This window comes from uncultured Amphritea sp. (genome assembly GCF_937127095.1).
Classification (GTDB): domain Bacteria; phylum Pseudomonadota; class Gammaproteobacteria; order Pseudomonadales; family Balneatricaceae; genus Amphritea.
In genome coordinates this window covers 114594-127941 of sequence record NZ_CAKZLP010000085.1, presented here as the reverse complement: position 1 = coordinate 127941, position 13348 = coordinate 114594, and the positions used below count along the sequence as shown (strand labels likewise).

Sequence of the window (13348 nt, the reverse complement as noted above, 5' to 3'; positions counted from 1 at the left end):
AGGCTTCGTAATTTTAAAATTAGAGCTGATGGCTATCTTGAAATATAATGCATCTTTTTCCAACAGGACTCCCCCATGGCAACTATCGGTACACCGTTCTCTTCGTCTGCAACAAAAATTCTGCTGTGCGGTTCTGGCGAGCTGGGTAAAGAGGTGGTGATTGAACTGCAGCGTTATGGCTGTGAAGTGATCGCCTGTGACCGATATGAAAACGCCCCGGCGATGCAGGTGGCGGATCGTTCCTATACCTTTTCAATGCTTGATGGCGCTGAACTTCGCCGGGTAATTGAACTGGAAAAACCGGATTATATCGTGCCGGAAATTGAAGCGATCTCTACCGACACTCTGGTTGAACTGGAGCAGGAAGGCTTTCATGTAGTGCCAACCGCCAATGCCGCGCGCCTGACCATGAACCGCGAAGGTATCCGTCGTCTGGCGGCAGAGGAGCTGGGAATTCCGACCTCCCACTATCAGTTTGTCGACAACTTCGCGGACTTCGAAAACGCCGTGGCCGAGATCGGGATGCCCTGCGTGGTGAAGCCGATCATGAGTTCATCCGGTAAAGGTCAGAGCACCATTAAAAGCGCTGCGGATATTGAAACCAGCTGGACCTACGCCCAGGAAGGCGGTCGCGCTGGCGCTGGCCGGGTGATCGTTGAAGGCTTCGTCGATTTCGATTATGAGATCACCCTGCTGACCATCCGCCATATTCAGGGCACCAGCTTCTGCCAACCGATAGGACACCGACAGGAAGATGGTGATTATCGTGAGTCCTGGCAACCACAGGCGATGAGTGAAACAGCGCTCAGCCGGGCGAAAGAGATCGCTGAAAAAGTAACTACAGCCCTTGGTGGGCGGGGTATCTTCGGTGTCGAGCTGTTTATCAAAGGGGATCAGGTTTATTTCAGTGAAGTATCTCCCCGCCCACACGATACCGGCATGGTCACCATGATCTCCCAGGACCTGTCCCAGTTCGCCCTGCACGCCCGTGCTATTTTAGGCCTGCCGATCCCCAACATCGTGCAGCATGGCCCATCCGCCTCCGCCGTGATACTGGTCGAAGGTGAATCGCAAAACCTGAGCTTTTCTAATCTGGAAGCCGCCCTCGCCGTCCCCGACACTCAGTTACGGCTGTTTGGTAAACCTGAAGTGAACGGCAAGCGACGGATGGGGGTCGCGCTGGCGCGGGGGACGGATATCCAGGATGCCACGCAAAAAGCTTTAACGGCCGCTGGGGCTGTTAAAACAAGTGGCTAGACGTCGCTTTGCCTAAGAGCAGCAGCCAGACGTCGCTTCGCGACTTGCGAGTGGTTAGACGGAAACTTCGTTTCCTTGCTAGAAAAAGCATTTTTAAAACCGTCAGACTGACGGTTTTTTTTTGTTGGCACAAGAGGCCTCAGAGCAACAATAATGTTTGTCTGACGTTTTATGTTTTGGCACTATCGAATCACAAAGGAAACGTAGCCACAATTCCACAGATAAGAATCTCTCATTGTCAGAGAGAAAATTCAGTCACTGTAATAGGCTCAACTAATTTTTAATAAGACAAAGTTAGCTTAGAGGGAACTATGAAAAAAATTATCATTACTTTTTTTATGCTCATGTTATCAACCATGTTTATAGGTTGCGCTCAAAATGTCTCCGAGTTAAAGCCAGCGATAACGGGGCCAGTTTTCAATCAGATAGAGTCTCCCCCGAAAGGACATGGTGGAATCTATATTTTCAGACCTCTTTTTTCTGACTATTTATCCAAAGATATCGCCAACATCTCGCTAAATGATTCCAATGCTCTAGCACTCCCTTTTGGCGCTTATCTATATGAAAGCTTACCAGCAGGAAAATACTCACTATCTGTCTCTCCTGTCAGGGATGCCTCCGCCCTCTGGAACAAAACTCATGAAGTCGAAATAAAAACGGGAGAAAATGTTTACGTTGCAATCTGGGCTAACAAGGATGTTTCTGAAAATTTGAGTGTGATGCTTATATCTCCAACGTTAGTTGTTCCATCATTATCTTATACATCTAAAGATCAATCCGTGTTTATCGAAGTAGTGAATGAAGATATGGCCATACCAGCCCTGTCTCAATGCGTCTCCGTTACTAAATAAAAATACTATTTCATTCTCGACAAAAAAACCGCCAATCGGCGGTTTTAGTCAGCTCTTTCTAGCAAGAAAAACGAAGTTTTTCGTCTAGCCACCAGCAGGAGTCGGAGGCTCCGTTCTAGCGATTTCTTGGCTCTTCATTCCCCAACACCTCGGCTAGGGTGCTTCTGGAAAGCTGGCCTGTCATCTCTCCCTGGTCATCTATTACTGGTAGAGAGTACTGAGAGTTCAGCGTATCCGGAATAACCGTTTCCAGTACGGCATCCTGCGAGATCGCGTCTAACGCTTCGCAATGGGCTGAGGTCAGTTTCGCCTTATTATCATCATCATAAGCAGCCTGCAGTTTTTCTTCTGTCAGAACCCCCTGATAACCGTCTTCGTTAACGTAATAGCCGTAATCCCCTTTGAAGCCTTTCATCTGCTTCAGGGCTTCTCCGATAGTATCTGCCGTTATCCGGTTCACCGGATCTTTCATCACGGTTTCGACCGTTAGAGCCCGGGCGCGATTAACATCCCGCACAAAGGCTTCTACGTAATCGTTTGCAGGATTCAACAAAATATCTTCAGGCTCTCCTTGCTGCACCATCTCGCCATCTTTCAGAATGGCAATGCGATCACCGATTCTCAACGCTTCATCGAGATCATGGGTGATGAAGATAATGGTCTTGTGCAGTTTTTGCTGCAGTTCAATCAGTTGATCCTGCATCTCCGAACGGATCAATGGATCCAGTGCCGAAAACGCTTCATCCATCAGCAAAATCTCTGCATCGGTACAGAGTGCCCGGGCCAGTCCAACCCGCTGCTGTTGTCCGCCGGAAAGCTGAGCGGGATACTGTTCTTCATACCCTGCCAGACCAACGGTTTCTAACCACTCTTTCGCTTTGGCACCGCGTTCACTTTTGCTAACGCCCTGAATAGCGAGGCCATAGGCGACATTATCAACTACCGATTTATGTGGCAGCAGACCGAATCGCTGGAACACCATTGACATTTTATGACGACGAAACAGCTCAAGCTCTTTTTGCGGCAGCTTCATCACGTCAGTACCTTCGACTTCGATCACCCCCTCGGTGGGGTCGATCAGTCGGTTGAAGTGACGAATCAGGGTTGATTTACCCGACCCTGAGAGACCCATAATAACGAAGATCTCCCCTTTATTAATGGTCAGGTTAATATCTTTCAAACCCAGGGTATGTCCGGTTTCTGCCAGAATCTCATCTTTACTTTTTCCGGCATGAACCAGCGGCATAAACTTCTTCGGATTATTACCAAACAGTTTATACAAACCTTCTATTTTGATCAGTGCGACAGGTTCCGTCTTGTTTATCTTAGCTTCAACCATTATCCATGCCCTCCAGATATCGCTGACTCCGTTTGGCATATGCCTGAGAAACACGGTCAAAAATGATCGCCAGTGCGACAATCGCCAGACCGTTTAATAATCCCAGCGTAAAATACTGATTGGTAATGGACTTCAACACCGGTTGTCCAAGCCCCTTCACCCCAATCATGGAGGCGATAACCACCATTGAGAGGGCCATCATAATGGTCTGGTTGATACCCGCCATAATGGTCGGCATCGCCAGTGGTAGCTGAACGCCTATGAGACGCTGTAGTGAGCTGGCCCCATAAGCGGTGGCCGCTTCCAACACATCCTTATCCACCAGCCGAATACCCAGGTTAGTCAGGCGGATAACCGGGGGAATCGCATAGATCACCACCGCGATCACGCCGGGAATTTTACCGATGCCGAGCAGCATAACCACCGGAATAAGATACACGAAGGCCGGCATGGTTTGCATGATGTCCAGCAGCGGCGTCACCACCGACTGCACCCGGTCAGAACGGGCCATGGCAATGCCGATTGGCACTCCCAAGGCTATCGCCATCAGGGTACAAACCAGAATGATGCTCATGGTACGCATGGTATCGTCCCACATACCAAAATAGCCGATCATAAAAAAGGAGATCACCACCCCCAGACTGAGCTTCCATGAACGACTGGAGAGATAAGCAAGACCGGCAATAATCGCAATAACCAGCCACCAGGGCGTGGCTAATAGGAGTTTTTCAAACCAGACAAGAAATGATAATAGAGGGTCAAAGAAACCTTCTATTATCTCTCCATACTCCCGTGAAAAATCCCGGTACTCGGTATCCAAAAATTTCCGGATATCTCTGAGCTCCCCTCTGCTTAGCTGGGGTACTTCGCTTAACCAGCTTGAATCAGCCATATAAAACCTCTATTCAGAAACAAACCTGCCCGATCACCAAAGGCAACCGGGCAGTTATTAACCAGTGCAAATCAACACAGCGTTTACTGCAAGGCTTGCTTAACTTTTGCGGCGACCTCTGCTGATACCCAAGGGGTCCAGAGGTCTTCATGTTCTGTCAGAAAATATTCCGCAGCCACCTCACCATCTGCCTGGTTATCCTCCATCCAGGCCAGCAGGGTATTGAGCTGCTCATTCGTCAGAGAACGGTTAGATACATATTGATAGGCCGCAGGTGACTTCTCAGCAAAGCTTTCTGTGGTGACAGTCTGCACCAGCGAAGGCGGATACATCGTTGGTTTGGGGTCGGCACACTCATTAGCCGAGATACAGTCTATATAGTGTTGCTTATCAACTCCGGAACCAAAGTCGACTTTCACCATTTTGTATTTTCCTAACACAGCAGTCGGTGCCCAGTAATAGCCAAACCAGGGTTCTTCCCGGGTAAACGCCTTAGCAATTGAACCGGCCAGACCTGCACCCGAACCCGGATCAATGAGATCAAAACCGGAATCCGCCAGCTTTAACGCCTTAAACAGGTTACTGGCACTGATCTGACAGTTCCAACCCGCCGGACAACCATAAAATGCTGATTTGCTGTCATCTTCCGGATGAGTGAACAACTTAGCGTGCTTTTTTACACCCTCAATGGTCGCTAACTCGGGGTATTTTTTGACCAGATACTGCGGCACCCAGAACCCCTCTTCACCACCATCGGAGAGTGAATTACCGGCATAGCGCAGGCGCTTTTCAGCAACACCTTTGTCCAGCGCGTCACGCATGGAATTACTCCACATCTCCGGCGCAATATCTGGCTCACCTTTCTCTATCATCGAAGTACCGGTCGGCATGGTATCCCCAGGCACCAGCTCAGCGTCGCAGCCATACCCGTTCTGCAAAATAAACTTGTCCACATTGGAGATCAGGGTTGCGGAGCTCCAGTTCATATCTGCAATGGTTACTTTTCCACACTCATCTGCAGCCTGTACCTGCCCAGCCGCCAACACCATTAACGATGCAGCAATCAGTTTTTTCATGACGCCTCCATGTTTTTTAACTAGAATTTGATCACAACATATTAGCCTTCTAATATTTAGAACTCAAACTACTTCATCTCTAAGCATTCAGTATTTGTGCTTATAACCGCTCGCGCTATATACTCGCTGAGTTTTTTAAGTCGGTTTTTCAGAGTTTTTTCTGATAAGTGATTTGCTTAAAATTGATAGGATATTCAGATACGATGAGCGATAACGTTCCCTGCTGGCAGGATGTTTTAATCGAACTAAGAAAGATCATCCGCGCGACCGACCTTCAATCAAAACGGGTGGTGAAATCCTGCGGTCTGACAATTCCCCAGGTGATGGTGTTACGCGCGATTAAACAGTTGGGGGATGTCACCGTTAAACGGATATCCGTTGATGTGTCACTCAGCCAGGCGACCGTAACAACTATTATGGACCGTCTGGAGGAGCGCAAGCTGGTCGAACGGATTCGCAGTCACACTGACCGCAGAATCGTGAATGCCCGACTGACAGAAACAGGTGACGAAGTACTACAAACCGCGCCAACGCTGCTGCACGAATCGTTTATCAGCCGGTTTGAGAATCTGGCCAACCCGGAACAGCACACCATCCTCTCGTCGCTGCAACAGATTGCTTCAATGATGGATGCTGAGTCCCTTGATGCCGCCCCACTGCTGGACATTGCAGCGCCCAACCGGGAGTTCAGAGAACGTTAGTATCGGACAGCTATTTGAAGCAGCTGCTGTTCGAGTCCGGACCAGTTTGAGGGTTCACTTCCTATCACTTCGATCCGACTGTCCATCACCTCATCCAGCGCCTGAACTTTTAATACCGACTCCGCCATATTAAACGCAAAGATACCTTCATCGGTAATAAACACCGCTTTCAGACGCTCAGCCTCAATGCCCATCAATAGCGGTTCCAGCTTGCCAAAATCAAACTCAAATTCGGGACTAAAGATCCAGCCACTACTGTAATAACCATCGCTCTGGTTATCTTTGCGCAAATAACCACATTCAGGCAGCCGGTCATCGGCCTGAAAATGATCATGATGATGAGACGATTCCGATTGCGTGACACCGCTATGTTTTGAAGCAGCCTCCAGCCATTGGAGACTTAACTGCCCCTCTGTACAGTTGATTACAGGTGCGTCACTGCCCAGTGTTTGCAAGTATTGAATCAACTGTTCCGTTTCAGCTGCTATATACAGATCGGTCTTGTGAGCAATAACCAGATCAGCTACTTGCAGTTGCTGATTAAAGGTATCGTTTTCGGTATAGCGGGAATCTGATAGTTTTCGGGCATCCACCAACGTAATAGTGCTGCGCAGATCGAGAACATCCTGATAATGGGGCTGCTGCAGCACCCGGATCACCTCCAGAGGGTGTCCCAGGCCGGTCGGTTCAATCAGGATACGATCAGGTTTGGCCTGACGAATCAGCTGACTCAGCGCCACCTGCATCGGTATCCCCGCAGCACAACACATACAACCGCCGGGCACCTCCCGCATAAACACCCCGGTGGCGTGCTGTTCATTACCCAGCAGGCTGGCATCGATGCCCACTTCACCAAACTCATTCACCAGTACCGCCCAGCGCTCATCGACAGGTTTGTGGTTTAAAAGATACTGAATAGCGGTGGTTTTACCCACGCCGAGAAAGCCGGTAATAATATTGGTAGGGATCTGACTATACATCGAGGAAATCTTTAATAGGTTATTTTGTTACAATATAACAAAATAACCATTTTACGTCATAACTTTCGTCATCCGCTTGTAAAAACGAATAGAGCGTCCTGGTGAAACGCACTAGTCACGCAGATCCCGTTCCAGCTGGTCAAGTTTAGCGATCATCTCCGCATTCTGATCCGCTTCAGCCAATACCTGATAGATATGAACCATATCTAAAAACTGATGATAACGACTGTCTGACTTAAGCGCGCTTTTATCCGCAGGCGAACTTTGCAACAACAGTAAAGAGTAGTCTTCAATATTGGTGATCGACCATTTATCCTGATCCAGCAGATCATGCATACTGCTTAACAATGGCACAGAGGCAACCCGTTTGATCGGCGCGTTCACACTACCACTCTGTAGAGGCGTTTGTTCCCGGCTATTCTGCGGGTTTAATAGCCAAAATAGCGCTCCAGTAACAAGCAATAGTATGACCGCGATGATAAGCCACTTGCCACTTTTACTGCGATTTTCCGTGGCAACCCTGGACGCTTCAACGTTTGTTGTAAAACCTGATGACGCTATATTCATCGCCTGTTTATCGATCGGCACAGTGTCTGGAGACTCAACCAGAGATGAATGAGGTTGCGTTAGCTCCCCGGGAGAGAGATCAGTAACGGGCTGAGTCCGATCACTACTATTCACTAAATGATCGATAAAACGACGCCGCAGCTGCCGGTACTCGTGCGAATCTAATTCACCATTGGCATAACGGCAACATAGCTCATATAAACTCCGGCTCATCGTAGCCTCCTCTAGAGTTCTCTTACCAGACGGAATCCGGTCGTTGCATCAGCCGAACCGGATATCGGCACCGACATTGAGACTGAACAATCAGACATCTTAACCTGATAACTCCCCCCCATAGCCTCCAGACCCGACCCGCTACGTACCAGCTCTTGAGCATTGCCCAGATAGTTAACCAGCCCCCAGGCATTGGGTTTACCTTGCTGCACACTGACCAGATCGCGTCCTTTCAGAATCTGGTCGCCCCGGGTCAATCTGCAGTTATAATTTTGCGGTTGCTGACTACCTGTCGCTGTCGCGGCATTCACCCATTCGGATTTAACCGGCAAGCGGTAAAGGTGGCCGGTGGCATTACTCAACCATGCCGCATAGCTGTTTATCTGGTTCTGACTGAGACCTGTCGCCGGGTGCTTTGCAACCCCCGCCAGCCCTTTACACTCTCCGGACAGGGTACAATAGAGGTTGTAATCCTGTCGGGATATCTCAAATTTACTGATCGCCAGACTGCGCCCCCCATCAGGAACAACAATCATAAAGGGCGCTTTATTTTCAGCGCCTTGCGCCAGCATATCCCAGCACACAGCCACTGAACGAATCCCTTTACCGGCCAGCTCTGCACTACAGATGCGATCTGAAACAGGCGGAGGCTGGCGCGCTGTTGATGTCGTCGGATTACTATCCGCCTGGGAACTCGCTTGTTGAGTGTCTGGTGGGTTCTGAGACTGTAGCGAAGACTGTACCGAAGTCAGTTCCGGCGACGGCTTCTCAGGTTGTAAGTTTTCGCTACCTAACCTGAGCTGCTGTAGCTGAGGGTTGTCGGGAAATAACTGCTGAGCTTTTTGTAACAGTTGACGAGCCCGTGTCGGCGAGCGACGATTTAAGCTATTAACTTGCCCGACAACCGCATTTTGTAAATCCTGACTCAATTGCTGATATTTAGCCGGCTGCATTCCGGGCTGCAACTCAGACAGCAAGCGATAGGCCTGTTGAAGATTATTCAGATCCGGTTTTTTGATCGCCTGGCCAATGTGATACAGGCGAACACCATCCTGATAACCGACTATACGCTGATCAATCACAGACGTGTCAGCGACAAGAGTGCGCGCACTTTGCAGCAGTTTTTCTGCTTGAGTGAAACGCTGTCGCGCCGCCAGCTGATCCGCTAAGCGCAGGTAAACCGTCTGAAACGTCTGTGGCGCTTGTTGCGTAATGAAGGGATCATCCGCCCCCAGCAGTGCTTTCAAACGGTTAAAGGTTTGTCCTGCGGCTGTCAGGTCATTCGCCTGTATCTGGGTATCAAAGGTCTGTTTAAGGCCGCTAATCTTCGCCTCGCTCTTTCGCTCAGCTTGCCGTTGTCGAAACTGCTCTTCAGCGTTCACTATTGCATCGGTCTGATCAGCGAGACTAAGGGAAGGGTCATATTGAGCCGCCTTGTCCAGACTGTCTCTGGCCGCATTAAACTCGTTTTGTGCCTGCAGGCGTTCTGATTGCTGCGCATAAATAGCGGCAATGCGGCTATTAACCCCCTGCAAATACTCAGGCTCATGCTGTTCCGCTTTCAACCGCGCTAACAGATCAGCAACCTGGGCTTCCCACTCGGGCGACACCGTCGCAACAGCTAAAACCCCCTCGATCTGCTGTTTAAGAGCCTGTTGCTGCTGTGCTTTTTCTTGTTGCGACGCGTTATCAGAACGGGTCTGTAGCTGTGCCAACAGCTCGGTAATCCCGGCTTGTCCGGGCAACAAGCGCTTGCCATCCTCGAGCAGGCTGATAGCCTGGGAAATATCTGTTTCAGCCACAGCAACAGCTGCGGCACTGTAGCGCTCAACCAGTCGCTGCCGCCCCTCGGTCACGATAGACGAATCACTCACCTGTGTTTCGATACGATCGAGAATGTTCTGAGCTTTACGGGTACTACTATCAGACAGTTGCGGATCACTTAATATCACCTCCAGTTCAGCCTGTAGTGAGTCCAGCTCCTCTTTGCGCTTTTGCGCCTGCTCGGCTAATGCAGAGGCCTCCAGTTGCTGCGCTGTCATCTGTTGGCGTTGTTCCAGCTGCTGCTGTTCATACACCAGACTCTGCTGTAACTCAGGGCTGACCTGCAACGATGAAACCCGTGCCAGCGTATCCGCAGCATTTTGCCAACGTTGCTCATCCTGGGCCACACGGGACTGCTTTATCAGTGCTGAGGCTAACCGGTCCGACACCGCAGTAATAATTCGCTGATCAGACACCATCGGCTGCAACTCAGCGATACGCTGCGCAGCTTCATCAATTCGCTGAGCGGAAATATTCGCATCAATTTCTGCAACCCGTTGATCGATATCTCTCTGGTATTCGGTTTGTGAACGGTTCAATGCTTGCTCAAGCTGAGCCAGCCCCTCAGGGCTGAGAAGCAGCTCAAATGTTGTCGACAGCGCAGCCGCCTGCTGCCATAGATATTGGCGAGTCAATTGCTGCTGTTCAGAAAGCAGTAACTCTGCAAGTGTATCCTGCAACCGACTGACCCTGAGACTGCCAGGTTCCAACTGTTTAAGCTCCTGTATATCCGGGCCTGCGGCAGCAAAGCTACTGAGACTGTTTGGTGCCAGAGCATCCAGACGTTGATTCAGTTCAGTAATTCGCACAGAGCGGTTATAGCGCAACTCTTCCTGGGCAAGATTACGTCGCGCACTTTCCAGTTCGGGGTTAGCAGGAAACAGTTTACCCGAGGTTTTACCCGCGTCTTTGGCAATAGCGAATTGTCGTTGTTCGCTTAACTCAGCCATCGTTTCAATAAATTTTACCGGCAGCCGGGCATCACTCAGCATCGCATTACCGGGATCAACCTTTTTAATACTCGCTAACAGCTGCAGCAAAGCCTCGGATGCCCCGGCAAACTTTTCTGCGGGCAGCTCAAGTAAACTATTCAGTTCGTTATTCAGATCATTAAGTCGCGTAGCCTGCTGTTTAATCAGCTGCTCCTGCTTATCAGACAACCGTCGGGAGTCTTCATAAATCCGTAGCGCCCGGTCGGCCAGTTGCTGGGCACGACTATAGGCATCGGCATCAGCATTAAGACTGACCTGTTGCAGAAAATATCGGGTCAGTTCACGCTTCACCTGCGCATCGTTGAAAAATTCACTCTGCTGCTCGGCATCCATCGTCTGAATTCGCGCTAGCCACTCATCTACCGCCTCTTCATCCAGGTTTGTCAGATCATCTACAAAATCATCGATCTGCTGCTGGTGCCACAGATTACGCAGGGGAAAGTAGGACACGCCACACACAAACAGGAAAATCATAACCCAGACATACCAACGGCTCATCAGACTATGACGCTGGTATTGGGGCATAAACTGCTGCAAAAAAACATCAACACTTTCTGTACGCTGGCGTTCATCAAATGCCAGTAGCTGCCTCAGCGCTTTATTCTGATTGCGGCTGAGTTGCTTCAGTTCAGCCATCTTCATCCCAGTCTTCCAGGCCTCATCAGCCGGGACTTTCTTACCATTTCGGATGAACGGGTGTTTACCCGTTAGCAGTTCATAGATGATGCACCCCAGCGCATACAGATCATCCCGGGGGTCTGCATTTGGTACCCCTGCCAGCATCGCTGGCGAGGCATAACTGGGGGTGAGCGCCCCTAGCTCTCCGGCATCAAAACTGTCTTCCGGAGCCGTGCCAGTCTTTGCCGCCCGGGCGATGCCGAAATCAAACACCTTAACCTGGCCACCATCGAGAAACACATTGCTAGGCTTCAGGTCGGAGTGAACCACTCCCTGTTGATGAGCATATCCCAGTGCGCCGGCCATACCCGCGGTGTAGTCAAGCACCGTAGACAAAGGAAATCCCGTTGGATGATTTTTAATCACTGCATTTAAAGGAGCACCGCGCATCAGCTCCATGGTCATAAACACATGTTCCCGATCCCGGTCGAAATCAAAAACGTTGACAATATTCGGGTGGGCGAGATTCTGGGTTTTACGTGCTTCCCTCTGCAACGACCTGAGTGATTCCGGATGCTCTCTGAAGGTTTTATTCAATACCTTTATGGCGACCAGGCTATCAATATCCTGCGCATCAATGCGCCGCTGATCTTCAGCTTTATAGACATCCCCCATGCCGCCACAGCCAATAAACTCAACCAGATGGAAACGGTCTTTTATCAGCGTACCTACGCCGATAACCGATTCTTCTGAATCGTCAGTCGTAAAGGGTTTGCTCCAGCGGGATGTACTGGTGCCGGTTGACGTTGGCGTCGCCGTTCCTGTTTTCGGTGCCGCTGGTCTGGCCTGATTTCTATCTGGATTGTCGGAAGGCTTTGCCGCACCTGAACTGAAAGAGGCCACATGGGTTTTATCTTCTTCGTCGTGAGGTAACGCCCTACTTTGCGGAGGCCGAAAAGAGGTGTGCTCATCACCCGCCTGGTTATCCATTTTCGGGGAAGCAGCAGCACCCTGCAGTAGAGTCTGATCATCAGCGGGATCCGCAGAGGTGTCAGTAGCGCTCTGGTCGATTGTCTGCATCAGGGCACTGAGGTCTTCCTCACTGAGCAACTGACGTTCGGCCATCTGCTGCAGGCCAGTAACCACTTTAGTGGTTAAATGAGGCTGACTTGAGATAAGTGCAGAAACCGTTTCAAGCAACCTGTCGAATGCCGCCTGTCCATGCAGGTACTGCTTTAGCTGATGTTTAAAATCTTTCATGAGCTGTCTGGTATTCCTTTATTCAGGCAGCTGCCGGATTTTCAATCAGTATCAATGTAATGTTATCCCGGCCTCCGCGTTCCAGACAGCAATCCATCATCTCTTGCGCCAGTTGCTCCAGCGGGATATGACGTTGGGCCAGAAATGCGGCGATATCGGCATCAGAAAGTTCTTTATCCAGCCCGTCACTGCAGATCAGAAAGCGATCCCCACTCTGCAGGTTGCGGATATCCATATCGATATACAGAGCATCGGCGGCGCCCACTGCCCGGGTAATCACATTTCGCTCCGGGTGTATCAGCGCCTCTTCCGGAGTCAGCCTGCCTTGTGCAACCAGCCCCTGTGTGTAAGTGTGATCTACGCTCTCCTGCATCAGCACCCCATTGCGATAAAGATAGATGCGGCTATCACCACACCAGTAGAGCAGGTAATAGTCAGCCAACAACACCAATCCCGCTACTGTTGAGCCAATTATCTTGTGATCGTCTCCGGCCAGCTCCAGCAGTTTGTGATTGGTTTGCAGCAGAATATCTTCCAGCAGGTCAACGCTGTCCGACACCTGTGGTTGTTGTTCAAACATCTGTAACGCGTCAACAATGGACTGACTCGCAAAATCCCCGGCAGAGTGCCCCCCCATACCATCAGCAACCACCCAGTGAGCCTGTTCCGGCTGGCTGAGAAAGGCATCCTCATTATGCTTGCGTACATTACCGACTGAGGTCAGCGCGCTGCTGATATACCGACTGGACGCTAGCAGGGTTTCAACCGACATAAACCG

10 protein-coding genes are annotated in these 13348 nt (G+C 50.2%); 3 read left to right on the top strand and 7 right to left on the bottom strand.

The features are described from left to right. Positions 1-75: 75 nt before the first annotated feature. A complete protein-coding gene (gene purT / locus Q0499_RS22755; protein WP_299205054.1) occupies positions 76-1257 on the top strand; it encodes a formate-dependent phosphoribosylglycinamide formyltransferase in 1182 nt (393 codons plus the stop codon). Positions 1258-1568: 311 nt separating this feature from the next. Next, positions 1569-2108 (top strand): hypothetical protein, encoded by a 540-nt coding sequence (locus Q0499_RS22750; protein WP_299205051.1) that lies wholly within the window; start codon positions 1569-1571, stop codon positions 2106-2108. Positions 2109-2223: 115 nt separating this feature from the next. On the opposite strand, the gene Q0499_RS22745 is transcribed toward Q0499_RS22750, so the two are convergent. The 3 genes from Q0499_RS22745 to Q0499_RS22735 all read right to left on the bottom strand — a co-directional run bounded on the left by Q0499_RS22745 (position 2224) and on the right by Q0499_RS22735 (position 5415). After that, positions 2224-3447: a glycine betaine/L-proline ABC transporter ATP-binding protein gene (locus tag Q0499_RS22745; RefSeq protein WP_299205048.1), complete on the bottom strand. Its 1224-nt coding sequence runs from the start codon at positions 3445-3447 to the stop codon at positions 2224-2226. Beyond that, positions 3440-4339 (bottom strand): proline/glycine betaine ABC transporter permease, encoded by a 900-nt coding sequence (locus Q0499_RS22740; protein ID WP_299205045.1) that lies wholly within the window; start codon positions 4337-4339, stop codon positions 3440-3442. Before Q0499_RS22740 ends, Q0499_RS22745 begins: the two co-directional genes overlap by 8 nt. Positions 4340-4422: 83 nt before the next feature. Next, the gene (locus tag Q0499_RS22735) at positions 4423-5415 is read right to left on the bottom strand and encodes an ABC transporter substrate-binding protein (RefSeq protein WP_299205042.1); all 993 of its coding nucleotides are present in this window, start codon (positions 5413-5415) and stop codon (positions 4423-4425) included. A gap of 203 nt (positions 5416-5618) precedes the next feature. Here Q0499_RS22735 and Q0499_RS22730 point away from each other — a divergent pair, with 203 nt between their 5' ends. Further along, entirely contained in the window at positions 5619-6116 is a 498-nt protein-coding gene (locus tag Q0499_RS22730; RefSeq protein ID WP_299205039.1) for a MarR family transcriptional regulator, read from the top strand. Here the strand turns inward: Q0499_RS22730 and Q0499_RS22725 are convergent. The 4 genes from Q0499_RS22725 to Q0499_RS22710 form a co-directional block, all read right to left on the bottom strand. Further along, positions 6113-7096, bottom strand: coding sequence for a GTP-binding protein (locus Q0499_RS22725; RefSeq protein WP_299205036.1), 984 nt, complete (start codon positions 7094-7096; stop codon positions 6113-6115). The two genes, Q0499_RS22730 and Q0499_RS22725, sit on opposite strands and share 4 nt — an antisense overlap. 111 nt (positions 7097-7207) lie before the next feature. Continuing rightward, positions 7208-7876 carry a hypothetical protein gene (locus Q0499_RS22720; RefSeq protein ID WP_299205033.1) on the bottom strand — a complete coding sequence of 223 codons (669 nt, stop codon included), beginning with the start codon at positions 7874-7876 and terminating at the stop codon, positions 7208-7210. A gap of 11 nt (positions 7877-7887) precedes the next feature. Beyond that, a complete protein-coding gene (locus Q0499_RS22715; protein ID WP_299205030.1) occupies positions 7888-12570 on the bottom strand; it encodes a protein kinase in 4683 nt (1560 codons plus the stop codon). Between the two features lie 22 nt (positions 12571-12592). After that, positions 12593-13342: a protein phosphatase 2C domain-containing protein gene (locus tag Q0499_RS22710; protein ID WP_299205027.1), complete on the bottom strand. Its 750-nt coding sequence runs from the start codon at positions 13340-13342 to the stop codon at positions 12593-12595. Positions 13343-13348: the final 6 nt, after the last annotated feature.

Coding starts and splice junctions, on each gene's coding strand:
- purT (WP_299205054.1), top strand. CDS start 76: ATGGCAACTATCGGTACACCGTTCTCTTCGTCTGCAACAAAAATTCTG.
- Q0499_RS22750 (WP_299205051.1), top strand. CDS start 1,569: ATGAAAAAAATTATCATTACTTTTTTTATGCTCATGTTATCAACCATG.
- Q0499_RS22745 (WP_299205048.1), bottom strand. CDS start 3,447: ATGGTTGAAGCTAAGATAAACAAGACGGAACCTGTCGCACTGATCAAA.
- Q0499_RS22740 (WP_299205045.1), bottom strand. CDS start 4,339: ATGGCTGATTCAAGCTGGTTAAGCGAAGTACCCCAGCTAAGCAGAGGG.
- Q0499_RS22735 (WP_299205042.1), bottom strand. CDS start 5,415: ATGAAAAAACTGATTGCTGCATCGTTAATGGTGTTGGCGGCTGGGCAG.
- Q0499_RS22730 (WP_299205039.1), top strand. CDS start 5,619: ATGAGCGATAACGTTCCCTGCTGGCAGGATGTTTTAATCGAACTAAGA.
- Q0499_RS22725 (WP_299205036.1), bottom strand. CDS start 7,096: ATGTATAGTCAGATCCCTACCAATATTATTACCGGCTTTCTCGGCGTG.
- Q0499_RS22720 (WP_299205033.1), bottom strand. CDS start 7,876: ATGAGCCGGAGTTTATATGAGCTATGTTGCCGTTATGCCAATGGTGAA.
- Q0499_RS22715 (WP_299205030.1), bottom strand. CDS start 12,570: ATGAAAGATTTTAAACATCAGCTAAAGCAGTACCTGCATGGACAGGCG.
- Q0499_RS22710 (WP_299205027.1), bottom strand. CDS start 13,342: ATGTCGGTTGAAACCCTGCTAGCGTCCAGTCGGTATATCAGCAGCGCG.